Source organism: Vibrio sp. NH-7 (genome assembly GCF_053643215.1).
This window is the reverse complement of sequence record NZ_CM132188.1, coordinates 496043-522131: the sequence shown is the minus strand read 5'-3', so window position 1 is coordinate 522131 and position 26089 is coordinate 496043. Positions and strand designations below refer to the sequence as shown.

20 protein-coding genes are annotated in these 26089 nt (G+C 46.8%); 13 read left to right on the top strand and 7 right to left on the bottom strand.

Annotation, left to right across the window (positions count from 1 at the left end; genetic code table 11):
- Positions 1-8 precede the first annotated feature (8 nt).
- Complete coding sequence (locus ACUALS_RS16625; protein ID WP_454449899.1) at positions 9-752, bottom strand: PHP domain-containing protein; 744 nt, start codon at positions 750-752, stop codon at positions 9-11.
- Positions 753-907: 155 nt separating this feature from the next.
- Here ACUALS_RS16625 and ACUALS_RS16620 point away from each other — a divergent pair, with 155 nt between their 5' ends.
- The 5 genes from ACUALS_RS16620 (at position 908) to ACUALS_RS16600 (ending at position 8177) form a co-directional block, all read left to right on the top strand.
- Positions 908-3787, top strand: coding sequence for an HD domain-containing phosphohydrolase (locus tag ACUALS_RS16620; protein ID WP_454449898.1), 2880 nt, complete (start codon positions 908-910; stop codon positions 3785-3787).
- 362 nt (positions 3788-4149) lie between these two features.
- Positions 4150-5652, top strand: a complete 1503-nt coding sequence (gene zwf, locus ACUALS_RS16615) for a glucose-6-phosphate dehydrogenase (RefSeq protein ID WP_454450040.1) — start codon at positions 4150-4152, stop codon at positions 5650-5652.
- On the top strand, positions 5649-6365 hold the full coding sequence (gene pgl, locus ACUALS_RS16610) for a 6-phosphogluconolactonase (protein ID WP_454449897.1): 717 nt from the start codon (positions 5649-5651) through the stop codon (positions 6363-6365). Before zwf ends, pgl begins: the two co-directional genes overlap by 4 nt.
- Positions 6366-6400: 35 nt before the next feature.
- Positions 6401-7849: a decarboxylating NADP(+)-dependent phosphogluconate dehydrogenase gene (gnd, locus tag ACUALS_RS16605; RefSeq protein WP_039473728.1), complete on the top strand. Its 1449-nt coding sequence runs from the start codon at positions 6401-6403 to the stop codon at positions 7847-7849.
- 190 nt (positions 7850-8039) lie between these two features.
- Complete coding sequence (locus ACUALS_RS16600; protein WP_005473628.1) at positions 8040-8177, top strand: hypothetical protein; 138 nt, start codon at positions 8040-8042, stop codon at positions 8175-8177.
- A 66-nt stretch (positions 8178-8243) separates the two neighbouring features.
- Here ACUALS_RS16600 and ACUALS_RS16595 read toward each other — a convergent pair whose 3' ends face one another.
- A complete protein-coding gene (locus ACUALS_RS16595; protein WP_454449896.1) occupies positions 8244-10004 on the bottom strand; it encodes a sigma-54-dependent Fis family transcriptional regulator in 1761 nt (586 codons plus the stop codon).
- Positions 10005-10247: 243 nt separating this feature from the next.
- Here ACUALS_RS16595 and exaC point away from each other — a divergent pair, with 243 nt between their 5' ends.
- Positions 10248-11768, top strand: a complete 1521-nt coding sequence (exaC, locus tag ACUALS_RS16590) for an acetaldehyde dehydrogenase ExaC (RefSeq protein WP_005473641.1) — start codon at positions 10248-10250, stop codon at positions 11766-11768.
- A gap of 29 nt (positions 11769-11797) precedes the next feature.
- Here the strand turns inward: exaC and ACUALS_RS16585 are convergent, their stop codons facing one another.
- The 3 genes from ACUALS_RS16585 to ACUALS_RS16575 all read right to left on the bottom strand — a co-directional run bounded on the left by ACUALS_RS16585 (position 11798) and on the right by ACUALS_RS16575 (position 13820).
- Complete coding sequence (locus ACUALS_RS16585) at positions 11798-12010, bottom strand: hypothetical protein (RefSeq protein WP_038216652.1); 213 nt, start codon at positions 12008-12010, stop codon at positions 11798-11800.
- Positions 12011-12135: 125 nt separating this feature from the next.
- The gene (locus ACUALS_RS16580) at positions 12136-12897 is read right to left on the bottom strand and encodes a sulfite exporter TauE/SafE family protein (RefSeq protein ID WP_454449895.1); all 762 of its coding nucleotides are present in this window, start codon (positions 12895-12897) and stop codon (positions 12136-12138) included.
- An 89-nt stretch (positions 12898-12986) separates the two neighbouring features.
- Positions 12987-13820 carry a DUF6279 family lipoprotein gene (locus ACUALS_RS16575; RefSeq protein ID WP_454449894.1) on the bottom strand — a complete coding sequence of 278 codons (834 nt, stop codon included), beginning with the start codon at positions 13818-13820 and terminating at the stop codon, positions 12987-12989.
- Between the two features lie 259 nt (positions 13821-14079).
- Between ACUALS_RS16575 and ACUALS_RS16570 the strand changes: the two genes are divergently transcribed.
- Positions 14080-14424 (top strand): DUF3316 domain-containing protein, encoded by a 345-nt coding sequence (locus ACUALS_RS16570; protein ID WP_454449893.1) that lies wholly within the window; start codon positions 14080-14082, stop codon positions 14422-14424.
- Positions 14425-14473: 49 nt separating this feature from the next.
- On the opposite strand, the gene ACUALS_RS16565 is transcribed toward ACUALS_RS16570, so the two are convergent.
- Positions 14474-15394, bottom strand: a complete 921-nt coding sequence (locus tag ACUALS_RS16565) for an endonuclease/exonuclease/phosphatase family protein (RefSeq protein ID WP_454449892.1) — start codon at positions 15392-15394, stop codon at positions 14474-14476.
- Between the two features lie 197 nt (positions 15395-15591).
- On the opposite strand from ACUALS_RS16565, the gene ACUALS_RS16560 reads away from it, so the two are divergent.
- Complete coding sequence (locus tag ACUALS_RS16560; RefSeq protein WP_454449891.1) at positions 15592-18069, top strand: bifunctional diguanylate cyclase/phosphodiesterase; 2478 nt, start codon at positions 15592-15594, stop codon at positions 18067-18069.
- Positions 18070-18229: 160 nt separating this feature from the next.
- A complete protein-coding gene (locus ACUALS_RS16555; RefSeq protein ID WP_454449890.1) occupies positions 18230-19828 on the top strand; it encodes a BCCT family transporter in 1599 nt (532 codons plus the stop codon).
- 20 nt (positions 19829-19848) lie between these two features.
- Here ACUALS_RS16555 and ACUALS_RS16550 read toward each other — a convergent pair whose 3' ends face one another.
- Positions 19849-20238 (bottom strand): DUF6559 family protein, encoded by a 390-nt coding sequence (locus ACUALS_RS16550; RefSeq protein ID WP_454449889.1) that lies wholly within the window; start codon positions 20236-20238, stop codon positions 19849-19851.
- A gap of 436 nt (positions 20239-20674) precedes the next feature.
- Here ACUALS_RS16550 and ACUALS_RS16545 point away from each other — a divergent pair, with 436 nt between their 5' ends.
- From ACUALS_RS16545 to ACUALS_RS16530, 4 genes are all read left to right on the top strand, one after another.
- Positions 20675-21334 carry a TetR/AcrR family transcriptional regulator gene (locus tag ACUALS_RS16545; RefSeq protein ID WP_454449888.1) on the top strand — a complete coding sequence of 220 codons (660 nt, stop codon included), beginning with the start codon at positions 20675-20677 and terminating at the stop codon, positions 21332-21334.
- The gene (locus tag ACUALS_RS16540) at positions 21321-22631 is read left to right on the top strand and encodes an efflux RND transporter periplasmic adaptor subunit (protein ID WP_038136386.1); all 1311 of its coding nucleotides are present in this window, start codon (positions 21321-21323) and stop codon (positions 22629-22631) included. The genes ACUALS_RS16545 and ACUALS_RS16540 overlap by 14 nt, the downstream gene beginning before the upstream one ends.
- Entirely contained in the window at positions 22628-25729 is a 3102-nt protein-coding gene (locus tag ACUALS_RS16535) for an efflux RND transporter permease subunit (protein ID WP_454449887.1), read from the top strand. Before ACUALS_RS16540 ends, ACUALS_RS16535 begins: the two co-directional genes overlap by 4 nt.
- 125 nt (positions 25730-25854) lie before the next feature.
- Positions 25855-26073 (top strand): DUF6500 family protein, encoded by a 219-nt coding sequence (locus tag ACUALS_RS16530; protein WP_005476085.1) that lies wholly within the window; start codon positions 25855-25857, stop codon positions 26071-26073.
- Positions 26074-26089 lie beyond the last annotated feature (16 nt).

Below are 26089 nucleotides of genomic sequence, written 5' to 3'. Positions count from 1 at the left end.
GTTTCGACTTATAAATGCTCAAACTCCTCAATTGGAGCTCGACCGCGACGCGCTAAAAAGTCTAAAAACTGATGCGCGCTATGGGTAATCACTTGCTCCTTCGGCACTGCGACTTTTTCAAGCAAGTCTGAAACCAGATCCAGGTTTCCAATGTCTTGGCAGAAATGGGCATCACTGCCTGTGGTAAAAAAGACGCCGATCTCTTTGCCTAATGTGGCGATGTCATAACACCGCTCGACGCTGCCCACACGGCTGTTTCCGCGCAAGGTTGTATTGTTGATTTCGATAGCCACATTGTGGGCTTTGGCACAGGTTAACACCGCCTCAAAATCAAAGTCGTAATTGGGATTGCCTAAATGGCCAAGAGCGTCAACACGGCCACCTTGAATCACATTGATCAAAGCTTCAGTATGCGCTGACTTGCTATCCGGTTTAAACACTGCTTCATGGAAACTGGCGATCGCCCAATCAAGATGACGATCAGTCGTGGGATGGATATCCACATCACCATTTGAATTTAGAATATTCGATTCTACACCTCGGATAACACCAACACCCTCTATAAATCTGGGCAGAACACGTTGATTGGTAAAAAACCAATAGTGTGGTGCACCCGGCATGGACTCCGCGTGGTCCGTGGTACAAAACAGGGTTAAGCCTTTTGCTTTCGCCGCCTTCGCATTCTCTACGAGTGTGCTGTATGCATGACCACTTGCATAGGTATGAGTATGAGTATCGATTTGTAGTTTCATCCTGTATTCACGCCCTTGAATCAAAGAAGCTTCATGGTAACAAGGTTTTATTTCAGTTTCTCCCATTCCTCCTTTATGGACGAATATCGTAGTGATTTTATGCACTCCCATCACTTTCGGCTAATACTTAGTAAGTTAATCACTAAAGGTGAACCATGAGAAAACGCAAATACTCACTCAGCATTCACATAACGAGCTTATTTTTGATCCTCACCACATTAGTAGGATCGGTACTGATTGCGATTAGCTACCGCCATGCCCAAGAACTGTTAGCTGGCAGCGCCAAAGCTCTGAGTGAGGAAAACAGTCGACAGCTTGAATCCACGTTTCAGCTAAAAACGGGTCCCATTCTGACGACACTCGATTTCATGGCATTCAGTACTATTGTTGAAGAAAACGTCAAACTAGAAAAAGAGCGCCGACTCCTAACCTCCATCAACCTCATTTTTCAACGTAGCCCTGGCTTGGTCGCCTTATATTCCGCCAATGAACAAGGCCACCTAACACTCTTTCGATCTTTACGCTCAAGTCAAGATCGCGACCGATTTAAAGCTCCGGATGACGCGACATTTATGATCAACCAAACCGCCGTAGACGGAACCAATGTGTTCTTCTTTCTCGATGAGAATTACGCCACGATTGAGACAAGGAAAACCAACGACAACCAGTTCGATCCTCGCAGTAGACCGTGGTTTCAAAACGCTAAGCAAGATGGCAATATTCGCCTGACCGAGCCCTATTTTTTCTACTTTTTAAAAACCAATGGGATGACGTTTTCCAGGCGCAGTCCCGATGGCAATTCTGTCGTCGGTGCAGATTTCACACTGGATTCTCTCTCTGAACAAATCGCCCAACTCGGTCACTCACAGTCAAGCAAGCTGATTCTTTTTGATAACCAGTTCCGTGTCCTGGCTCAGCACAGAAGTGGCGTTGAGCTCGGCGGCGATGACCAAGTCGCAAGGGAGATGTTAGAGAAGAGCCTTTTCGCTGGCATACTCGATCGTGTTTCTAGTCAAATACTGTATGAAAAAGCTACCGCGGAGGGTATCGATTGGTCCATCACTCTCACGCCCGTCAATTTGAATCGACACACTCGCATCCTTTTAGCTGAAGCGACGCCTCAAGATGATTTGCTCTCTAACTTATTGTCGCTACGAGACAAACAGATTACCGTTGCGTTCTCACTGATGGCGATGAGTTTCGTCGTTGTTTGGTTTGTGGCACAAAGGCTTGCAACCCCGTTACAAAATCTGATGTATCAGACAGATAGCATTGCCCGTTTTGATTTCAAGAAAACACGATACTCAAAGAGTGTGATCAAAGAAGTAGCCAACTTGACCACATCTATCGAACTGATGGAACACACGTTGCACGATCTTCTCCGCCTACTGCGTGAGACCGCAAGCAACCAAGATTTCTCTGTATTGGCAAAAACCATTACCCATCAAAGCTACTTGGTTACCCGAGCCGAAACCATTGTGCTCTATACCAAAGAGTCCTCCGATAGCCCATTTGATGTCGCAGCCAACCACGCGATTATCCCGTTTAAAATCGATATCAACGCATTTCTAAAATCTACCGCTTGGATACTCAAGGATTTATCAAAAGGCGACGTGCTTCACTTTAACCGTGCAGACAACACGGTCGCCAAGTACAAAGACAACCTCTATAACTCCGACTTTTATTTGTTCCCGTTGATCAACCGAAACAATGAACTGGTCGGTATCCTGTTACTTGGATATGAACGAGCTATCACTCAAGAGCAAAGCGATAAGCACGCTTTTTTACGTGAGCTGCTCAGTTTTGCTCAACTCGCGAAAGAAAACATCGATAAAATCCGCGAACAAAAAGAGATGCTCAATGCCTTTGTGGAGCTTATTGCCTCGGCCATTGACACCAAATCCCCTTACACTGGCAGCCACTGCCAACGTGTGCCTAAGCTGTCCAAAATGCTCACTCAAGCGGCATGTTCAGACAAACAGTATTTTTCAAACTTCTCGATGAATGACAGCGAATGGGAAGCGCTACATTTGGCTGCTTGGCTTCATGACTGTGGCAAAGTAACCACACCTGAATACGTAATCGACAAAGCGACCAAACTAGAAACCATCTACGATCGCATTCATGAAGTCCGAATGCGCTTTGAACTACTAAAAGCGCAAGCGGAAATCGACTATTGGCAAGCACGAGCAAATGACCAAGGCAGTGAGGCGCAACGGATCGCAGATCTCAACGCCACACACCAACAGTTAGATGAAGACTTCGCGTTTGTCGCTCAGTGTAATATCGGCGGCGAAAGTATGGACGATGACTCGATTCAAAGGCTAGAGCAGATCAGCCAGTATCAATGGAAGCGCACATTGGATGATCAGCTCGGCGTCTCTTGGATTGAAAAACAACGCGCCGGGAAACCGCAAACTTTACCGGTAATGGAGCCGTTGCTGTTCGACAAACCTGTTCATCATGTCCCGTGGCCAGATAACGTGAACCCTAAAGATGTTTGGCAAGAAGCTTTTGTTTTGCAACCTGGAGAGCTCAAATACAACCGGGGCGAGCTGTACAATCTATCCATCAAACGTGGCACATTGAATGACGAAGAGCGATTCATTATCAATGACCATATAATCCAAACCATCACAATGCTGAATCGCTTGCCCTATCCTGAACATCTGAAACAAGTACCCGAAATCGCTTGTGGCCACCATGAAAGGATCGACGGTAAAGGCTACCCGAAAGGACTAGCGGAGCACCAGCTTTCTATTCCTGCACGAGTCATGGCGATCGCTGATGTTTTTGAAGCCTTGACCTCAAGTGACAGACCTTACAAGAAGGCAAAAACACTCACTGAGTCAATCAACATCATGACCGATATGGCAACGTCTGGACATATCGACCCGAAACTCTACTTGCTGTTCTTGGAGCAATCGCTCGACCAAGAGTACGCATCACTCTTCCTTCACGAGGATCAAATCACGGACTTTGACAGGAGCGCCCATATCTACAAAGTCAAAGCGCATCTAAAAGACAGATTTTGACACCGTGCTACTTGCCCTTTGATAGAGTTTTAACTCTAAATAGGAATAAGTAACCAACAAATAACTTCACCCTTAAAATCAATGCATTACAAAAAAACCAGTCATAATTTAATCGATTGCCTTCTCAAAGGTTGATGTATATCAAATAGTCGTAGACAATACGCTGCCGAATCGAGAGTGAACTCGCTTTGCATAGGCATTACCTTGCTCAACAGGTCGTGCCAAGATGCACTGTCGGTTTTACCTATCAGAGCAATAGGTAAGACCAATTATCAAAAACTTATTACCACTGTTAGGTTTGGCTGCATGTAAGCGGCCCTCAATGGTCACAGAATAACTACCTCGTTTTTAAGGGAAAGATGATGGTAATACCAGAAAACAGCAGCATCGTTATTTTTGGTGCTTCGGGTGATTTGACGTATCGTAAGTTGATCCCCGCGTTATACCACCTTTACGCGAGTAAGCAGCTTCCAGAAAACTTCGCTATTCTTGGTGTCAGCCGCACAGAGTACAGTGATGACTCTTACCGCGACAAGCTGAAGAAATCACTTCAGGAAATGGAAAAAACAGAGCCTGCTACGCTTGACGCATTCATCAATCATTTGCACTACCAAGCGATCAATACTTCCGATAGCGCAGACTACAGCAAACTGGTTACCCGTCTTGATCAACTGTCTGACCAATATGGTTTTGAGCAGCGCAATACCCTTTTCTACCTTGCCACACCTCCTAGCCTTTACAGTGTTATACCTGCAAGCCTCGCAGCGCATGGCTTAAACGGCGAGCAAGATGGTTGGAAGCGTTTGATCATTGAAAAGCCATTCGGCTACGATTTGGAATCGGCGCAAAAGCTCGATAAGGAAATTCACGAGCATTTCCAAGAACATCAAATCTACCGTATCGACCATTACCTAGGTAAAGAGACAGTGCAAAACCTGTTGGTTTTCCGCTTCTCAAATGCGATGTTTGAGCCGCTTTGGAACCGAAACTTCATTGATTACGTGGAAATCACAGGCGCAGAATTCTTAGGCGTAGAAGAGCGAGGCGGCTACTACGATGGCTCTGGTGCGGTGCGCGACATGTTCCAAAACCACCTACTACAGGTTTTGGCTATGGTTGGTATGGAACCCCCAGCGCAGATCAACGCAGACTCTATGCGCGACGAAGTGGTCAAAGTCCTTCAATGCCTAAAACCGCTTGAAGAAGAAGACCTACGCAACGATCTAGTTTTAGGTCAATACACCGCCTCTGATGTACGTGGCCAGCATTTGCTGGGTTACCGTGAAGAAAACGGTGTGGCTGACGACTCTCGAACTGAGACCTACATTGGTTTGAAAGCGCACATCAACAACTGGCGTTGGAACGGCGTGCCATTTTACGTACGTACAGGCAAACGTCTTCCAACTCGTGTGACTGAAGTCGTTATTCACTTCAAACAAACGCCACATCCAGTGTTTGGTCAAAATGCCCCTGAGAACAAACTGATTATTCGTATTCAGCCAGACGAAGGCATCCAAATGAGCTTTGGCCTGAAAGAGCCGGGCGCAGGCTTTAAAGCGAAGGAAGTGAAAATGAACTTCCACTATGCTGACCTGCAAGAAACCCAAATGCTGACAGCTTATGAGCGCCTACTTCTTGATGCGTTAAACGGCGATGCAACCTTATTTGCACGTAGTGATGCGGTTGAAGCATGTTGGAAATACGTGCAACCTATTCTAGATTTCAAACAAGATCCTCAAGCGCTCTTTGGCTACGCTTGTGGTACATGGGGACCAAAAGAAGCGGATGACCTACTTCAACGAGATGGCCGCGCTTGGCGCTTCCCGTGTAAAAACCTAACCGATACGGATTACTGTGAATTATGATCAACCATAAGATCTTCCAAACAGCCGAGCAGGTTGTTGAAAGCCTAGCGAACGATATGAAAACGTACAGCGAACTTGATCGCCCAGTTCATATCTCGCTCTCGGGCGGTAGCACACCAAAAATGCTGTTTAAGCTATTGGCAACCGAGGAGTACGCAACTTCTATTCAGTGGCAAAACCTACACTTCTGGTGGGGTGATGAGCGATGCGTAGCGCCTGATGACGCGGAAAGTAACTACGGTGAAGCAAATGCTCTGCTCTTCTCTCAAGTAAATCTACCTGCTGAGAACATCCACCGCATCCGTGGTGAAGATGAGCCAAAAGCGGAAGCAGAGCGTTTTGCAAAAGAAATGGCGGAAGTGATTCCAACTGAAAATGGCACGCCTGTTTTCGATTGGATCTTGCTTGGCGTTGGTGCAGACGGACATACCGCGTCGCTATTCCCAGGTCAAACAGACTACCAAGATGCGAACTTATCGGTACTGGCTTCTCACCCAGAGTCTGGCCAAATTCGTGTGTCTAAAACAGCAAAAGTTTTGGAAGCCGCTAAACGAATCAGCTACCTAGTGCTTGGTGCAGGCAAAGTTGACATCGTAAACGAAATTCATACTACTCCAGCAAACGAACTGCCATACCCAGCAGCGAAGATTCAGTCTAAGACTGGAGAAACGGAGTGGTACTTAGATTCTGACGCAGCAGCAAAAATCGCGTAATGCGAGCGTCCAAATAGGAAAATTGGAGAGAAACAATGAAAGGTGATATCGGTGTAATTGGCCTAGCAGTTATGGGTCAAAACCTTATCCTAAACATGAACGACCATGGCTTTAAAGTCGTGGCTCACAACCGTACTGCTGCGAAAGTAGATGAGTTCCTAGAAGGTCCAGCAAAAGGCACCAACATCGTTGGTGCATACTCACTAGAAGAACTCGTTGAGAAGCTAGAAACGCCTCGTAAAGTGATGTTAATGGTTCGCGCAGGTGACGTTGTTGACACCTTCATCGACAACCTAATCCCACTTCTAGACGAAGGCGACATCATCATCGATGGTGGTAACACTAACTATCCAGATACAAACCGCCGCGTAGCGCACTGCCGTGAGAAAGGCATTCATTTCATCGGTACTGGTGTATCTGGTGGTGAAGAAGGCGCACGTTTCGGTCCTTCAATCATGCCTGGCGGCGCAGCGGAAGCTTGGGAAGCGGTTAAGCCTATCTTCCAAGGTATCTCAGCAAAAACTGACGCTGGTGAGCCTTGCTGTGATTGGGTTGGTAACGACGGTGCGGGTCACTTCGTTAAGATGGTACACAACGGCATCGAATACGGTGACATGCAGCTTATCACTGAAGCATACCAGTTCATGAAAGACGGTCTTGGTATGTCTGCAGACGAGATGCAAGCAGTATTCGCTGACTGGAACAAGACTGAGCTAGATAGCTACCTTGTTGAAATCACGGCTGACATCCTTGGCTACAAAGATGAAGACGGCGAGCCGCTAGTAGAAAAGATCCTAGACACTGCAGGCCAAAAAGGTACCGGTAAATGGACAGGTATCAACGCACTAGACCTAGGTATTCCACTAACGCTTATCTCTGAGTCTGTATTCTCTCGTTGTCTATCTGCACTGAAAGACCAACGTGTTGAAGCTGAGTCTCTATTTGGCAAGACAATCACACCAGTTGAAGGCGATAAGCAAGAGTGGGTTGATGCACTGCGTCAAGCGCTACTAGCTTCTAAGATCATCTCTTACGCTCAAGGCTTCATGCTTATGCGCGAGGCGTCTAACGAGAACGGTTGGGACCTAAACTACGGTAATGTAGCCCTAATGTGGCGTGGTGGTTGTATCATCCGCTCTGCATTCCTAGGCAACATCCGTGATGCGTACGAAGCGAACCCAGACATCGCGTTCCTAGGTTCTGATGAGTACTTCAAAAACATCCTGCAAGGCAGCCTAGCAGCATGGCGTAAAGTCGCAGCGAAATCTCTAGAGTCTGGTATCCCAATGCCATGTACGATTTCTGCGCTATCTTTCCTAGACGGTTACACAACAGCTCGTCTACCTGCGAACCTGCTTCAAGCTCAACGTGACTACTTCGGTGCTCACACTTACGAGCGTACTGACCGCCCACGTGGCGAGTTCTTCCACACTAACTGGACTGGTACAGGCGGCGATACAGCGTCGACAACTTACGACGTTTAAACAAAAGGATGAGTTTAGTGTTTATTCAACCCTAAGACTCATACTATAATTAACCATTCATGGAGGATGTTAACTGAGTTAGCATCCTCTATTTTTTGAAACCTATACAAGGAACCGCGCACGTTTGTGCCGGCTATCGGTGGCTACTCTAACCTGGATGGTTAAATAACATTTAATTGAGGTTCTTAAGATGACTATTAATAAGTACTTTGTATTCGTTCCACAGGCTGAGGAACACAACACTTCAAAGGACAATAAAGTGGTAACAGATAAGGAAGCTCAACGTCAGGCTTTAGTAAAACAAGCGCAGCAGCAAGGCGGCTTGTAATCGGCTAGGTTTCAAAACAAAGAGGAGCAGAAATGCTACTCTTTTTATTTGTTCAACAAACTAAGCTCAACCGGAAATTAAACCCAGCGCCTTTAACTTGCGATACACCGTGTTTCGACTCACACCAAGTATCCGCGACACTTTACTGACATTCCCGTTGTGCGCTTGATAGGTTTCGATTAGCGTTGTATTGAGCGTAGACTGCAAATCACCGCCCTCTCTGCTCGCTTCTTTGATTGGTTGGCGCTGTAACAACTGCGACAAGTGGGATGGAATATGCTCCAAACGCAACTCTGGCTCATCGCTAGCGATCACCGACGAGACTTTGATTAAGTTATCTAACTCTCTAAAATTGCCCGGCCAATGGTAGTTGGTCAACAACAGCATAAGGCTGCTTGAGATGGTTTGCCGATTTTCGCGATGTTTCGCATGGATCGCCTCAATCACCGCCGCTTTGTCTTGGCGATCATTTAAAGCTGGCAATTTCACCATCAAACCATTAAGTCGATAGTACAAATCCTCACGAAACCGCCCTTCTGAGACCAGTTTGGGGAGGTCTTGATGCGTTGCAGCAATCACCTGAATATCAACTTGACAAGACTGCGTTGAACCAACAGGCATAACAACCTTATCTTGGAGTACCGACAACAATCGACATTGTGCATCTAGCGGCATTTCTCCAATCTCATCGAGAAAAAGAATGCCTTTATCCGCTTGTCTAATACGACCTAGGTAACCTTGCTTACTCGCCCCCGTAAAAGCTCCCGCAGCATGACCAAACAACTCAGACTCTATTAACTCCTTGGGCAGCGCACCACAATTGACGGTAACCAAAGGCTGGCTGCGTCTCGTGCTCTGTTTATGCAGTGCTTTAACGAACTCCCCTTTACCGACCCCGGTTTCTCCAAGAATCAAAAGGCTAATGTCTTTTCCTATCACTTTAAGTGCCTGCTGCCACGCTTGCTCCACGTAGTGATCCCCATAATGAAGCTCGCAAGAAGCAGACAAGGGAGATTTTCGGCTGCGCTGTTTGTTCAATGAACGCTTTTCAAACACGAGATCGGCGTTGTGGTCGGGCTGTTTTACAACAGTTTCAAACGACTCACCAAGTAACGGAAAATCAGGCATAAGCTGGCTAGCAACTTGATTGTGCGCCACGATCTGGCCATATTCATCGGCAATTACGATGCCTTGCCAACCACTGTTTAGAACCGATTCATTTTGTGCCAAGTTGATCTGCGTTACCCCCCCAGGCGCACTTGTGAGCAGTTGATTCTCGACCAGTTGGACCATGTTTTGTACCAACAGTTGGGTCGTCACATCGTGCTTACTTTGCTCACTTGTGATATCGAGTATCCCGACCAACTCCCCTTGATAGTCAAACAACGGACTGGCCGAGCAGCTAATAAAGCGATGCTGTTTAATAAAGTGTTGCTCGCCAATAATGGAGACGGCTTTTTTCTCGTAAAGCGCCGTCCCTATCGCATTCGTGCCTTTAAGTCTCTCTTGCCAGCAAGTGCCTGACTCTAGCGCAATCGACATCAAACGTTCTCGGAACCGCTCTTGTCCCCAGCTCGCTAGGATCACCCCTTCTGCGTCGGTCAGAATCAAACGACTGTCTGTTCTCGCAAGGACCTGATTAAAAAGTGGCAAAGCGCACTGCTCAACCGCTTCTATTACCGAGCTTGAATTGTGCATACGCTCTTTTAGGAGTGCACCCGTTACATTGATATCGTCCGGCTTTTTAACCTGTTTCAATCCTGCATTTGAGCTTCGCTCCCAAGAAGAAGCAAGCCAAGACTCTAACTGACGCGTTTGTATATCCATAGCTGTTCCATTTGTGAACAATTAAAGTGTTCCATTTTGGAACAGGTGAACATTTTGTTAACACCTGTTCGCCTTATCTGCGTTTTAAACAACACTCTCTACGCCCTGACAACTCTAGCGCGACAAACTTTTTACAACAAGTTTTTAACATCTGGTCTGTGATTTGCGTTATCTGATGAGAAACAATAAATGAGCAACAACGAGTGCTCATCAAACCAAACGAGAAATGTATAAGGATATTTTATGATTTACGCACAACCTGGCAGTCCGGACTCTGTTGTTACCTTCAAAACTCACTATGACAACTTCATCGGTGGAGAATGGGTTAAGCCAACCCGTGGTGAATACTTTGACAACACCTCTCCTATCAACGGTCAGCCTTACTGTAAAGTAGCACGCTCAACTGAAGAGGACATCGAATTGGCACTGGATGCCGCTCACAATGTCCGCGCGACCTGGGCGCAAACCAGTGTCACTGAAAGAGCCAATATCCTCCTCAAAATAGCTGACCGAATTGAAGCAAATCTCGAGGAGCTCGCAGTGGCGGAAACTTGGGAAAACGGAAAGCCTGTTCGCGAAACGCTTGCGGCAGATCTGCCACTCGTTGTTGACCATTTTCGTTATTTTGCAGGCTGTATTCGCGCCCAAGAAGGTAGTGCAGCGGAATTGGACGTAAACACCGCAAGTTACCACTTCCCAGAGCCGATCGGCGTGGTTGGCCAAATCATCCCATGGAACTTTCCAATGCTCATGGCGGCTTGGAAACTGGCGCCTGCATTGGCTGCGGGCTGTTGTGTCGTCCTTAAACCAGCGGAGCAAACCCCGACATCAATCTTGTTGTTAATGGAAAAAATCGGCGACCTCATCCCTGCGGGCGTTGTCAACGTCGTCAACGGTTTTGGTAGCGAAGCGGGACAAGCATTGGCCACCAGTAACCGCATTGCCAAGCTTGCATTTACTGGCTCAACGGAAGTCGGTAACCATATTCTGAAATGTGCCGCTGAAAACTTGATTCCATCGACGGTGGAGCTAGGGGGTAAATCACCAAATATCTACTTCCCCGATGTGTTTGATCACGAAGACGAGTACCTAGACAAGTGTATTGAGGGAACTCTGCTCGCCTTCTTTAACCAAGGCGAGGTGTGTACCTGTCCATCACGCGTTCTGGTCCATGAATCTATCTACGACAAATTTGTCGCTAAAGTTGCCGAACGAGCGAAGTCGATCCAACAAGGCAATCCACTAGATACCGATACACAAGTTGGGGCACAAGCCTCTCAAGAGCAGTTTGACAAGATTCTGAGCTACTTGGAAATTGGACGACAAGAAGGGGCAAAAGTGGTATTTGGTGGCGATATTGCCAAGCAACAGGATGATTTGGCGTCAGGCTACTACATTCAACCAACGCTGCTTCAAGGTCACAACAAAATGCGCGTGTTCCAAGAAGAGATCTTTGGTCCGGTCATTGCTGTGACGACGTTTAAAGACGAAGCAGAAGCACTGGCGATAGCTAACGACACTGAATATGGCTTGGGCGCTGGTGTCTGGACACGTGACCAAAACCTCGCCTACCGAATGGGGCGCAACATTGAAGCTGGCCGAATCTGGATAAACTGTTACCACGCCTACCCAGCACACGCGGCGTTCGGTGGATACAAAAAATCAGGTATCGGACGTGAAACCCACAAGATGATGCTGGATCACTACCAAAACACCAAAAACTTGCTGATCAGTTACGATGTCAATCCTTTAGGGTTCTTCTAACGTTGAGCGAAACGAGTGATAAGAGCGCGTTAAGCGCTCTTTTTTTGCTTGGAAGAACCTGAAGAAGACTCGTTGCTTTTGTACTTATCGTAGAGATAGAGCGCAGCGCTAAAGAACAGAGCAACAATAGAGACCGTCATCAGGGCAGGCATTTTGAGCACCCACGCAAACACAGCAGCCAAAAATGCAACAAAGCTAACCATTCGGCTGTTTGACATAACACGACCGAGCTTTCTGTTCATACATCCTCCCATCTTACGAGATGATTAACCCGCTTTTTCTCGCATTAAGTATCTGACAATTGAACAAAAATAACTCTAAAAGAACCTCAAAAACTATGGCAATGTGATGACTAACACATGCTCGCTTATGCGTACGTCGCCCAGAAAAAGTAACACGTCATGCCAATGCTAGACAGTGCGACAAAATTTTTGATGTGGTGCTGCGCGATGTTTCTTGATACCCGAGCCGCCACATACCCCCCAGCTAGTGTGCCAAGCATCACGACAAACCCTCGCTGCCAATCGACCGCTCCATTCGCAACAAAAAGCACAATTGCGATAATCGAGACGCACGATGAAACAAGCAACTTGATGCCATTCATTTGATTGATGTTGCTGTATCCGGCGAGTACTAGGTAGCTGAGAATAACAACACCCAGCCCTGCATTGAAAAAGCCACCGTAAGCGCAAACAAGCACAAGACAAATGGCCAGCGACAATTTGGCCCAAATCGGCGAAATCGTCGAACGACTGGCGAAACGGACGAAAAATTGATTGATATGTTGCCCACAAAGAAAAAGAGCCGTGGCGAACAGCAGTAGCCAAGGAATCGACTCGAGGAATGCGCTCTCATCAATCGTCAGCAGAAAATAAGCGCCTAGCCCTCCGCCAACCAGACTCCAAAGTATGATCGAACCAATCTGCTTAGTCTGTGAGATTTCTTGTTTAAAGCCATAAGCGCCGCTGATGTAGCCGGCACACACAGCAAAGGTATTGGTTGCGTTTGCGGAAATGGGAGGGACGCCAACGAAAAGCAGCGTCGGAAAGGTGATAAAACTGCCTCCGCCTGCCACGCTATTTAGAACGCCCCCCAACACGCCCGCGATAAATAACAGAATCCATTCCATAGTATTGTTGCGAAACTGGTTGTTGATGATTTAATGTACTGCACCCACCCTTGGCGGTAAACAACCTATCGACCACACTGAGCTCAAACTCACTGTATCGCCAAAGCTATCTCCTTCCAGTCGCTCAATTCTTTTCGGTAGTGTTCGATTTGTTTATCCGAGGCTTGAGTGGCGATTTCGACAATATAGCGAGTCGCAACATCACGATTGTGTTCAATTTTGCTCCGTAGCATAGGCGAATACAGACTCTCAGACTCAACAAGTAAGGTGTTCATTTCTCGCTCTGTCGCGTTCAAATCTGACCGCTGATTCAGCAGTTGGCTAATTCTGATTCGTAAGTTGGTTTGGTGGTCGCTCCAATCCGAGGTCGTAATCTGCAAATCGTTTGACCACTGTTCAACCAAGCGTTCTTGATCCTTTGTTAATCTGCCTAGCCAGTTTTCCATACTTTCTGCGATTCTCTCAGCGTACACTTGGCGAACTTCCTCCTCGTTCAGTTGGCTGTATTTCGCTTTGTATTTGCTGTGCCTGACTCGAATGTTGTCCATTAACTCATCCACTTGCTCGTCGGACAGTTTATGTATCAACTGGGCAAGATCAGGCGCAACCCGTTTGACGATGCGATCGGTATGCGCACGCAGCTTCTCCTCCTGCGCGTTTAACTGAGCGGCGGTCAGATTTTTTAGGTCAAGCGTCATCAGCTCGTCCAGATGCTCAACATAGTTAGGTATTTCTTCGCTCCGGTGCCACTCACTCAGTAGCGCCACCCTCTGCTCAATCAGCGACTCTTGGTCACTGTTTAGGTCGACATAGTCTTCCAAGTAATCGATCAATAGCCAGTCCATGTTGTTGTAGACAAACTTGGTTCCACACCCTACCAACAGCAAACAACACATCAGTGTTACCAACCCAGCTCTCATCATTCATCCTTGCTTTTTATGGTTGCAGAGCATCGTTAACGCCCAATATCAGTATCAAATATCCCATACTCTGATGTCACTATGTCGTCTCTCTGACAAGAAACGAAAGAAAAACACCAATGTCAGGATCGAGCAATCGGCATGTAATCATAATCAACAAATCCTTTACGAAACCTAGGATTATCTTTACATACCTTGACTGACCTCTTACGTAACTGAAGATAGTATGGTTCTCAACGGTTAGCCAAGAGGAGAAACCCGTATGAAAAAAATCATTCTATTAGCATCACTGGTTTTGAGCACATCGGTATTTGCAGCAACGTCAACGGTACTGTCAGAGCGCACGTTTACAACAGATAGTTACGCATCAAAAGAGCAAGCGTATCAAGCGGGTTTTGGCCTCGTTGAGGAGTTCAAACAGATGTCACAAAATGAACTAGAAAATAAACTCGTCACTGGGCCAAATGACGCGATTTACCAGAGTATTATCGTCAACGATATGAACGTCGCGGTGAAAGAGTTTGGAACGATTGACGGCAAGATTGAGTATAAAGCCGTTGTCGATGTCGACTACCAGTACAAACACAGAGAAAGCAACCACAGCTAATCTGCGCTGATTAACCAAACCGCCACTCTAAGAGTGGCGGTTTGCGTCTCTAATACCCGATTTCAGTGACAATCAAGCGATGATCCGATCCGCTTGGGCTTTGCTTGCTCTCTCGCTGGCAAATTCTCCGCCCTTCATTCGTGGATTTTAGCCATAAGTGATCAATCGCTATCATAAAGCTTGCTGGCACATACCAATGCTTTAATCGATTAGGCCAACTTGCCACTGGCGCGGTCTGGAAACTGGGGAAAAGACGTGCGAATCGCAAACTAATCGCCGACAGATTAAAATCACCGACGATCAAAACTTCATCATACGAATGATTGGACAACAAAGAACCCACTTCACTCATTAACGCATTACGCCGTTGCCACAGCTCTAATGACCTCGGTGAAGGTGGATGAGCCGTCATCAACTGAAAGGCTTGCTGTTTGTTTGGTCGCCATGTTCCTTGAATAATAGCCTGTCGATCGGACGTCCAATATACCGACAAACCACTGAGTTCCGTTTGGCTGAGTATCATCTGCCCAGAAGGATAACCAACGCCCTCTTGTCCCCCATACATATAAGGATAAATATCGTCCAGCAATTGGATTTTCTCCCCAACAGGTGGCGAGACTTCTTGCAAAACAACCAAATCAAAAGCGTGATTGTGAAGATAGCTGAGCACTTCATTCAGGTTTTCGTTGTCATAAAGCAAGTTGTACTGCGCCACCGTAATCGCATTGGCGCATTCATGGGAGACTTTCTGCACACTCACCGGGCTAAGCAACCAAAAAACAGCAGCAAAACTGCAACTGATGAGCGACCACACCCATCGTTGGCAAAACAAAAGCACACAGGCAACAAAAAGATAGGTGATAAAAAACAGGCTAGGAAATGTGACCACATTTTCCGCCCACCAAGTCACCTCATAAAACGTCAGCGTGACCCAAACTAAAGAGGGAGCAAACACGCCGATCCATATCATCCACCTCAGTTGAATCACTCCTAAGTTGCTAAGAACTCACTCAAGTATGAACAAACTTTCGGGTTATGCACTCTGTATAACCACTTAATTGTGATTTTTAACATTGCAGAATTTGGCGAGCCCGATATGATTGAAACATTTTGAAATATACTTGTTATTCTTTATAACAATTACGCAGCAAGGACCGCCTCTACTTCATGGCTGAGATTACCGATAAAAAACTACTTAAGTTAATCACTTATGCTCCTGCTAGCATCGTCGGTGCATTCACGTTGCTTTGGGTTGTGCTTGCTGTCACTGACGTGCTGATGGGCTCCCAAGAAAAACTTCTTGCACTCAAAGAAGAGTACCAGCAACGCGAAAACCAACTTTTAACCAAACAAGTCGAATACGTTGCTCAACAAGTAAAGTTTGCCCGTGAGCAAACAGAGCAACAACTTGAAGACACCATTCAGTCGCGTATCTATGAAGCGCACAACATCGCAACGCGACTCTACGAAAGCAACAAGCACCTGCCAGAAGCCGAAGTAACCAAAATCATTACCGATGCCCTTCGCGACATCCGCTTCAACAATGGACGCGGCTACTTTTTTATCTACAAAACCGAAGGGCTCAACGTGATGCACCCGTTGCTTCCTCGCGTGGAAGGCACCTCTCTTTGGGACTTTAAGGACGTTCGTGGCAGTTATATTGTTCGAGAAATGGGTGAACAAGTGAAAGCAAATGGCGAAGCCTTCTATCGTTGGTGGTTCGTCAAACCTGACAACAAAAACAAAGAGTTTGAGAAAATCGGCTTCGGTAAGTATTTCCAGCCCTACGATTGGTTCATTGGTACTGGAGACTATGTTGTTGACGTAGAAGACGACATTAAACAAACCGTCTTAGCATGGATTAAAAACCTAAGATTTGGTGAGTTTGGCTATGTTTTCGTGCTAGACGCGGACGGCACCATTTTATCGCACATTGATCCCGAATTGATTGGCAAGAACGCGCTCACGCTTGGCAATGAAGTTAACATCGAAGGGGTGCGAGACATTCTTCAATCAGACCAGCAGTTTGTCCATCACCAAGCCATTTACGCCCCGCCCGGTGTGTCTGACTTCGCCAAAAGCAGTTACATCCTGAAAGAGCCTAAATGGGAGTGGCGCATCGGCTCTGGGATTTACGATGAAAATAGTCAACGTTTTATCCTAGAAAGGCAGCAACAAACGGAAGAAGAACAGCAAAAAGCCGTCGCTCAGATGATCACTATCGGCGTGATTACGACGCTTATTGTGGCCCTGTTCTCGCTTATGATGAGTAAACTGATCGCTTCTCGGTTCGAACGATTTCAAAACAAGATCAACAGTGACTTTAGCCAACTTCAGCAAACCAAAGACAAACTGGAACACATGGCACTGCACGATGAGTTGACCGGTTTGCCTAATCGCTCTCTGCTGCACGAACACATCAGTGCAGGGATAGAGCGATCGAGAGGCCAATGCCAACAGCTTGCGGTAATGTTCGTCGACTTAGACGATTTCAAAAAAGTAAACGACCTATATGGCCACACGGCAGGCGATCGTTTATTAAGCGAAATTGGTAAGAAGTTTGAAGCCTTTCTACAACCCGATGAGTTTGTCGCTCGATTCGGCGGAGATGAGTTTATTTTCTGTTTTCCTGAGCTCAATAACTTGGCTGAAACAGAGAAGAAAGTGGAGTTGATCAAAGACGTGTTCAAGCAACAGTTTGTTATCGATAACAAAGTCTTATACGCAAGTTGCTCGATCGGTGTCTCCATGTTCCCAACCGATGGTGATGAACCAGAAGATTTGATCTCAAAAGCAGACATTGTTTTGTACAAATCTAAAGCGAGACAAAAAGGCGATGTGTTGTTTTTCGACAGCACCATCAATCAGCAAGTTCAGTATGACTTCCTGTTAGAGCGTGAACTTCGCGGTGCCATTGAACGCGGTGAGCTTTCTGTTGTTTACCAACCGCAAATCAACGCCAAGACGGGCAAGATTTACGGTGTCGAGAGCCTTTTGCGTTGGCACAACCCTCAGCTTGGCCATGTTTCCCCTCTCGAATTTATCACTCTGGCGGAGGAAATCGGCCTGATCAGCGAGCTTGGCGAATTTGTCCTTGAACGTTCATGCGAAGAGATCAATAAAATATTCCCCGACAGTGACTTGGCACTCTCTGTCAACATTTCACCCATGCAGCTAGTCAATGAGTCCTTCGTCACTCAACTGCTCTCGGCGAGTGCAAAACACGCGATGCCACCTAATCGCATCACTTTGGAGATTACCGAAAACGTACTCATTAACGATCTGCCCAAGGTGACACCGATCATCAATCAACTTAAAGAGCTAGGCTTTACCATTTCACTCGATGATTTTGGTACTGGTTATTCCTCCCTCAGCTATTTGAGTAACTTGCCACTCGATGAATTGAAGATTGACCGAGTGTTTATAGACAAGATGCTCAACTCTGAACAAAGTAACTCATTAGTCAAAGCGATCTTGGCGATTGCTCGCTCTTCGGAGATGCGTGTCGTCGCCGAGGGCGTCGAAACACAAGCACAAAAAGACAGGCTAATAGAATATGGCTGCGATTTATTGCAAGGCTACTTTATTGAGAGACCACTATCTGCCGATTTGCTGGCGAAGAATTACGCAAGCGGCGCTCAATAGATGAATCATTCACCACTTGTTGGTAATTCGCTGCGAATCTATTAATAAACATGTTAGTATCACACGCTTTTTGACGCACCTCACAGTTATTGTTTATTTCATATGAGGATACATGCATAGGTCATTCATAACGACTGACCAACAAATAGCGAACTTATTGATGTCTAATTTAACGCAGCCAATGGATGGTGACAGTATCAACGCCACCAGTGCCGCTGCTAACCGCTCGCACACTCAACACAACGCGTTCTTCTACAAACTCGAACTGCATAACCCAGTATTTTGGTTAAGTGGTACGTTCCTCACTGCCTTTGTCTTGTTAGCACTGTTTGATGCAGAGAGTCTGACAGGGCTCGTAAACCAAGGCTTCTCTCTGTCAACTCGTTACTTTGGTGCGTTCTGGCAAGTACTGCTGCTTGCGAACTTTCTGATTGGTTTATTTATGGCATTGAGCCGTTTAGGGGACGTCCGACTAGGCGCTCTATCTGTCCCTGAAATCGCCAACAGCAAGTGGCTTGCGATTGTGCTGTGCACACTGCTCGCAGGGGGCGGCGTATTTTGGGCGGCTGCAGAGCCTATCGCCCATTACGTTTCTCAGCCACCTCTGTTTTCACACGGCACCTCGCCACAGAATATGGCTATCAACGCTCTGGCTCAGTCGTTTATGCATTGGGGCTTTTTGGCTTGGGCAATACTTGGCGGCTTGTCGTCCATTGTGCTAATGCACCTGCACTACGAGAAAGGTTTGCCACTAAAGCCAAGAACTTTACTCTATCCCGTTTTCGGTGATCGCATTCATGGTGTCCTTGGCCATATTGCGGATGCCTGTTGTATTGTCGCTGTGGCAGCGGGAACCATCGGACCTATCGGGTTTCTTGGTCTGCAAATTAGCTACGCGCTCAATTCGCTTTTCGACGTTCCCGATACCTTTGCCACTCAAAGCATAGTGATACTCTTTGCCATTCTAGCGTATACGCTATCGGCACTGAGCGGACTTAGCAAAGGTATTCAAATTGTCAGCCGTTACAACGTCATTTTGGCAGTGCTTCTGGTTGGATACCTCTTGGTCTTTGGCCCTACTGGTTTCATCATCGATGGCTATGTGCAGGGTATTGGACGCATGGTGGACAACTTTTTCCCAATGGCACTGTATCGAAATGACAGCGAATGGCTGAGTTGGTGGACGGTCTTCTTCTGGGGATGGTTCATCGGTTACGGCCCAATGATGGCCATTTTCATTGCTCGGATTTCACGAGGCCGCACTCTGCGCCAAATGATTTTGTCCATTAGCATCGCCGCCCCACTGATCACATGTTTTTGGTTCAGTGTTGTTGGGGGAAGTGGCTTAGCGTTTGAGCTCGAATCGCCTGGGCTAATTTCACAAGCATTTGAAGGGTTTAACTTGCCTGCAGCCTTGTTAGCGATTACCGAGCAACTGCCATTTGCTACAGGGATTTCCCTGCTATTTTTGGTACTCACCACCACCTTTATTGTGACAACAGGTGATTCGATGACTTACACCATCTCTGTTGTGATTTCTGGCTCAACTGAACCAAACGGCTTGATGCGCTGCTTTTGGGGTGTGATGATGGGGATCGTCGCGATCGCGTTGATTTCGGTCGGTTCTGGCGGAATCTCAGCTTTGCAATCGTTTATCGTGATTACCGCAGTTCCCGTATCATTTATTCTGTTACCGAGTCTTTGGGCTGCTCCAACACTCGCAAATAAAATGGCTAAATCACAAGGGCTACTGCGATAGTAGCCCATACTTAGCCAAAGTCAGTATCGACTGTTCATTCCATAACGATTGGAGAAGTCGTCTTCCATTGCCCCACCTTTCCATTGGGATGGGGCAACAAGTTTGAGTATGTCCATTGCCGTATACTCTTCTCCTGAGAAAATCTTGTTCTCCAGTTCAACACGTAGCTTGTCAAGCTCAGCCTGACTCAAGTCGAGTTTCTCACTTGCTTGCTCGTCAAGCTCATTGCAGAAAAGCGCAACATTGTAGTGCAGGTAACGTTTAGAGGCATTCACTCGTTTCGAAGTCTGAATAACCTGTCCGCAAGAGTAAAATTCTCTTGAACCATAGCCTTTGATCAATTCAGGTGACATCTTTGCAATCATCTTACGTAAGATTCTGCGTTTAAAAAAAGATCGAAATATCGGCATTTATACTCCTCGATTATGGTTATCCAGCCACTATACCACGCAACATGTCGCGATCGATATCACTCCCCATACGTCTTTTTTTCTTTTCATTTTTGGAAATTATCTTTGCACATTTGATGTTTAACGCATAATAACAAAAGTGTTACTTTATCTCTCATTGGTTACACCGTTTTAAAATCACGCTCAAGCGCTTAATCTTTTATAACGGCGAGTATATGGATGTAAAACCAAACATTTCCAACTAAACAATTGACTAATTGTTACCTTTTGCCCGCTTAGTCTTTGCTATGCGGGCTTTTTTTCTGATGAGCGCGACTTCCTCTTCAACCATTGGCATAAATTAATCAATTGATTAAATAGTGTTGAATTAATCACCTGTTAACTCGCGTGCAACCCCCTATAATTAATCATCTGTTTAATTATGAGAGCGAATCACATGCCCCCCGTTCATCGAAAAGTCGGCAGGCCAAGCGAAAAGACGCAGGCACGAGAAAGCTTGATCACGCAATCTCGAGAGCTGTTTACCGTGATGCCTTACGAAAAAGTGTCAACGCGCTTGATCGCCCAGCGTGCTGGCGTCAATGTCGCCATGATTCGCTACTACTTTGGCAGCAAAGAAGGATTGTTCGAGGCAATGCTTCGCGAGACGATGGCGCCGATGCAAGAACAAATGGCCAAGTTAATCGCCAACGGTTCCCAAGCCAATTTCTTGGATATTATGCGTACCTATTACCGTGAAATGATAAAAGTGCCACAGTTTCCTCGCTTGGTGATGCAAGTCATGAACATGTCGCCATCTGAGACGCAAAGGAAACTGCTTGAAAAAGTGTTCATGGATGTCACGCAGCCAATGCAACATCTGATGTTTGAGAAAATGACTGGGGGTGGGATTCTCAAACCCGGCGCGGATCCGAAGCTGTGCAAAGTCTCTTACATTAGCTTGATGGTCTTTCCGTTTATCGCTCCCCCCGCGATGCTTGCCATTCACGGGATCGAACTCAATCAAGAATTCCTCGACAAATTACTCGAACACAATATTGAAATGATGAAATTTGGATTTCTCAATACGCAAGGTATCGCCGATGAAAATCAATAAGAAACTTCTGTTCTTTCCCGCCCTTGCTGTGGGAGTTATCGCACTGGTCACAGCGATAAAAATGAAACCTCAATTGCCAGTCAAACCCGCTGGCGACCGCGCACGAATCGTTGAAACCATACCACTTGAGCTGCGTGCCAGCGCCCCACTCGCGATTGGCTTTGGAAAAGTTGAACCTAAAGTGGAATGGAAAGCGATCGCCGAAGTATCGGGAAGAGTCGTATATAGAAATCCGATGCTACAAAAAGGTCAAGTACTCCAAGCCGGTACTGAAGTCATTCGTATCGACCCGCTCGACTACGAGCTCAAACTGGTTCAAGCTCAAGCTGATCTCAAATCTGCCCAAACCTCTTTAGCTAAGCTAAGCCAAGAAGAAGCCAACCTAAAGCAAACGCTAAAAATTGAGAAAAACCGCCTCGCGATTGCCAATAAAGAGTTGGAGCGTAAGCAAAACCTGCGCAAAAAAGGGCTGACTTCTCAATCCGATGTTGACCAGCAAACCCAAAGTGCGTTGTCACAACGTAAGATCGTGCTGGATATTGAAAATCAAATTGGTCTCATGCCCGATGAGAAAAGAGTGGCTCAAGCTTTGGTGAAAGTGAACGGTTCCAAAGTTGAAGAGGCGCAGCGCTCGCTAGAAAAAACCATCATCACTTTGCCCTACGACCTGCGTATTGCAGAAGTAGACATCGAACAAGACCAAGTGGTCAATCAACAGCAAACGATGATTGTCGCCCACGGCATCAACACCATGGAGGTGGAGGCGCAATTGTCCATTCACGACATGCATACGCTCGCGTCCAGCCTTGGCGAGTTCGAACGTGACACGTCGGGCATTCCCAAACCTGATACCTCCTTCATCAATGCGCGTATTGAGCTAAATAGCGGCAACGTTACCGCCACTTGGCCTGCGAAAGTCTCGCGTATCAGTGAAACCGTTGACCCTAATCAGGCGACTGCAGGCGTGATTTTAGAGATCACTCAAGACTACCGCGATCTCAACCCAGCCTCTGCTCCACCACTGGTTAACGGCATGTTTGTGCGTGCCTATATAGAAGGACAAGCCAACCCAAACTGGGTGATACCTGAGCGCGCACTGCATGGCAACAAAGTCTATCTATTGAATGATCTTAATCAACTGGATATCCGCCCGGTGGAAGTGCTGTATCGCCGCGATAACCAAGTAATCATTGATGGTGATTTCGAACAAGGCGAAAAGTTAATTCTGAACGATTTGCTTCCTGCAATTGAAGGAATGCAACTGAAAGAAGCCACCGCAGAGGAGCCAAATGTATGATTCGCTTCTTTGCCAAACACCCAACGGCAGCCAACTTGCTGATGCTGACTTTGCTGCTTCTTGGGATTACCTCATTGCCCAATATCAAACGCGAAACCTTCCCCGAGTTTGATCCTCCTTACATAATGGCGGGAGTCGTCTACCCGGGGGCCTCCCCGCTAGAAGTGGAAGAGAGCATCTGTGTGCGTATGGAAGACGCCGTTGATGGGCTAGCCAATATTGAAGAGACCCAATGTGAAGCGGTCGAGGGCTCGGCTCGATTAATACTGAAGCTCAATGAAAAAGCCGATATCAGCCGGATGCTCGTCGATGTCCAAACGCAAATTAACGCCATCAATGACTTCCCTCAAGAAATTGAGTCGCCCGTTGTTCAAGAGTTAGATTGGAACGAACCTGTTGTTGATGTGGCGATTACCGCGGACACCACTTGGCCAGAACTCAAAGCGTACGCAGAGCAGCTTAAACGAACGTTAAAGCTCGATTACGATGTCTCCTTGGTCGATGTAGCAGGCTTTTCTGACCATCAATATCGAGTCGAACTCGACACTCAGGCAATTCGTCAGCTCGGGTTAAGCGTCGGTGATATTGCTGAGCAAATTGGCCGTCAAAATGTCAAATTACCCAGCGGTAATATTGAAACGCCCGATAAGCACTTTCTGATTCGATTTGATGAACGTCGTATAACACCTGAAGCGCTAGAAACCATTGTTGTTGGTTCGGGCCCAAATGGCTCTCTCATTCGCCTCAAAGACATTGCCACCATTACAGACCGCTTTGAGCTTGATGAACAAAAGGTGCTGTTTGATGGTCATCCGTCCGCCCTGCTGAAAATCAGTAAAAATAAAGAAGATGACGCGCTGCGAATCAAAGAGCGAGTCTCCCAGTTTGTTCTCGACCAACAGGCCATCGCTCCCGATGGTGTCACGTTAGAACTGACCAATGACCTATCCTCTGTCCTTTGGGATCGTCTCACCATGATGGTCAGCAACGGCTGGCAGGGTATTGTCTTGGTGTTTGCGACCATGTGGCTTTTCTTTAGCCTACGCTACTCTTTTTGGGTGGCAGCAGGATTGCCGGTTGCCTTTTTAGGAGGCTTGTTCCTAATGGCGCAGCTGGGGCTGTCGATTAACATCATGTCTTTAGTCGGGTTGCTCATGGCGATTGGTATCATGATGGATGACGCCATTGTGATTGCCGAATCGATCGCTGCCCACCTAGACAGAGGAGAAGAGATAGACAATGCGGTTATCAAAGGCGTTAAAAAAGTACTCCCGGGCGTTATTTCATCGTTCTTAACGACGGTGTGCATCTTCGGCAGCTTACTCTTTTTACAAGGGGAAATGGGCGCGGTGCTCAAGGCGGTGCCTCAAGTTCTCATTTTGGTCCTCACTCTCAGCCTTGTGGAAGCCTTTTTGATTCTGCCAAACCACCTTTCTCATTCACTTCACAAAGAGAAGCGAGAAAAATCACCCGCTAAATTCAAGAAGAAACTGCTCGATGGCTTTGAGAATTTTCGTAATACCAAACTGGTGTCCGCGGTGGATAAAGTGGTCGAGTATCGCTACGCCTTTATTGGTGGCGTGATTACCCTGTTACTGATTTCGGTGGCAACGATAGTCGGCGGAATACTCAAGTTTCAGCCGTTCCCAGAACTCGACGGCGACATCGCAGAGGCGCGCATCATTTTGCCTCCGGGTTCTTCGCTCTCACAAACCGAATACGTGGTAGAAAAGATCGTTGCATCGGCGGAGAAGCTCGGCAAACAATGGACTATAGATAAAGAAAACGGCACGCCTTTGGTCGAGCACATCACTAGCCAGTTCAACGCCAATGCCGATGCCAATGAGTCTGGACCTCACATCGCAACGGTTAGGCTCGACCTACTTGGTGCGGAAAGTAGAAACACCCTTATCGACGAGTTTATCTCCGCATGGCGAGCAGATGTCGGAGAGCTAGCGCAGCCGATTTCTTTGGTGTTTAAGCAACCCACAATGGGCCCCGGTGGTCGCGCCATTGAGATTCGAGCCAAGCATGACGATCTTGAAGCATTGAAAGCAGCCTCGATTGATATCCAGCAATATTTGAACGAGTTTGATGGCGTTCACGGCGTACTCGACGATATGCGCATGGGTAAAGAAGAAGTCTTGGTCAAATTAAGACCGGGCGCAGAGACCTATGGTGTCAATGGTCAGCTCATCGCGAGCCAGCTCAGAGCCGCCTTCTTCGGCCAAACCGCGGACGAAATCCAAGTTGGCGTTGAGAACATTTCCATCGAAGTTCGTTTGGATAAAGTACAAGCCGGTGACTTACAACAGTTGGCAAACTTCCCAATCATAATGCCAGATGGTAGCCAAATTCCCCTGGCCTCGATTGCAACGCTCGATTTTCAGCGTAACTATGTGCGTATTCAACGTATCGATGGCCTACGTACCATCAGCGTGTTTGGCGATACCGACAATACCAAAGCTAACTCGACCGCTATCATTCGCCAATTCCAGCAAGAAGAAGCCCCTAAGCTACTGAAGAAGTATCCCGGCTTACGTTTCGACTTTGAAGGTGAGGCAAAAGACACCGCGGAAACGGGCGCTTCCATGGGTAAAGGCTTTGCATTGGGACTGTTTGGCGTTTTTGCCATTCTTAGCTATCAATTCCGCAGCTATCTTGAACCTTTTGTTGTGATGCTGGCCATTCCTCTCGCCTTTATTGGCGTGGTCTGGGGGCATATCCTTCTTGGCCACTCGCTGAGTATGCCAAGCATGATGGGATTTGTGTCTCTGGCTGGTATAGTGGTCAACGACTCCATATTATTGGTGCAATATATAAGGCATCACGTTGATGAAGGGGACAGCGTTCATGACTCTGTGGTTAAAGCCAGCAGAGAACGGTTTAGAGCGGTATTTTTAACCTCGATGACAACAGCGGCGGGGCTATTACCTTTGCTAACAGAGACAAGTTTACAGGCTCAGGTGATTCAGCCTCTGGTGATTTCCATTGTCTTTGGTATCTTCGCCTCGACACTCCTCGTCCTGTTTATGATCCCAGCAGCCTATGCGATTTTGGCTGACTTCGGCCTCGTTCATAAGCATGAGGAGATATAACTCATAGTATAAAAGCGGCTATCAAGCCGCTTTTTTCTTGTTTTTCAAAAAATTAGACAGTTTATCTGTTGACCTCTAGCCATAGCTCATTAATCTCTAACCACACTCACCAGCTAGGAAACCTCATGCGAACATCACTTAGGGAAAAGGTTATTGCAGTCTGCAACAAGAAAATCGCGCAGAAAGGCGATAATGTCGGCGTCTCATTCTATGCATTTTTTGCTAACAAGAATGATGACCCAGAGTTGCTAATGGAAGCAGCTACTTGGTGGATTCAAACCCACAAACTCGATCATTTTGAAAAAGCACATAAGATTATCGAAATGGTCGAAGCGGGGAAATAGTCGATTTCAAAAAAGA

Coding starts and splice junctions, on each gene's coding strand:
- ACUALS_RS16535 (WP_454449887.1), top strand. CDS start 22,628: ATGATTCGCTTCTTTGCCAAACACCCAACGGCAGCCAACTTGCTGATG.
- ACUALS_RS16595 (WP_454449896.1), bottom strand. CDS start 10,004: ATGGATATACAAACGCGTCAGTTAGAGTCTTGGCTTGCTTCTTCTTGG.
- ACUALS_RS16585 (WP_038216652.1), bottom strand. CDS start 12,010: ATGAACAGAAAGCTCGGTCGTGTTATGTCAAACAGCCGAATGGTTAGC.
- ACUALS_RS16565 (WP_454449892.1), bottom strand. CDS start 15,394: ATGATATGGATCGGCGTGTTTGCTCCCTCTTTAGTTTGGGTCACGCTG.
- ACUALS_RS16540 (WP_038136386.1), top strand. CDS start 21,321: ATGAAAATCAATAAGAAACTTCTGTTCTTTCCCGCCCTTGCTGTGGGA.
- ACUALS_RS16620 (WP_454449898.1), top strand. CDS start 908: ATGAGAAAACGCAAATACTCACTCAGCATTCACATAACGAGCTTATTT.
- ACUALS_RS16575 (WP_454449894.1), bottom strand. CDS start 13,820: ATGATGAGAGCTGGGTTGGTAACACTGATGTGTTGTTTGCTGTTGGTA.
- ACUALS_RS16580 (WP_454449895.1), bottom strand. CDS start 12,897: ATGGAATGGATTCTGTTATTTATCGCGGGCGTGTTGGGGGGCGTTCTA.
- ACUALS_RS16625 (WP_454449899.1), bottom strand. CDS start 752: ATGAAACTACAAATCGATACTCATACTCATACCTATGCAAGTGGTCAT.
- zwf (WP_454450040.1), top strand. CDS start 4,150: ATGGTAATACCAGAAAACAGCAGCATCGTTATTTTTGGTGCTTCGGGT.
- pgl (WP_454449897.1), top strand. CDS start 5,649: ATGATCAACCATAAGATCTTCCAAACAGCCGAGCAGGTTGTTGAAAGC.
- ACUALS_RS16600 (WP_005473628.1), top strand. CDS start 8,040: ATGACTATTAATAAGTACTTTGTATTCGTTCCACAGGCTGAGGAACAC.
- gnd (WP_039473728.1), top strand. CDS start 6,401: ATGAAAGGTGATATCGGTGTAATTGGCCTAGCAGTTATGGGTCAAAAC.
- ACUALS_RS16530 (WP_005476085.1), top strand. CDS start 25,855: ATGCGAACATCACTTAGGGAAAAGGTTATTGCAGTCTGCAACAAGAAA.
- ACUALS_RS16555 (WP_454449890.1), top strand. CDS start 18,230: ATGTCTAATTTAACGCAGCCAATGGATGGTGACAGTATCAACGCCACC.
- ACUALS_RS16545 (WP_454449888.1), top strand. CDS start 20,675: ATGCCCCCCGTTCATCGAAAAGTCGGCAGGCCAAGCGAAAAGACGCAG.
- ACUALS_RS16570 (WP_454449893.1), top strand. CDS start 14,080: ATGAAAAAAATCATTCTATTAGCATCACTGGTTTTGAGCACATCGGTA.
- exaC (WP_005473641.1), top strand. CDS start 10,248: ATGATTTACGCACAACCTGGCAGTCCGGACTCTGTTGTTACCTTCAAA.
- ACUALS_RS16560 (WP_454449891.1), top strand. CDS start 15,592: ATGGCTGAGATTACCGATAAAAAACTACTTAAGTTAATCACTTATGCT.
- ACUALS_RS16550 (WP_454449889.1), bottom strand. CDS start 20,238: ATGCCGATATTTCGATCTTTTTTTAAACGCAGAATCTTACGTAAGATG.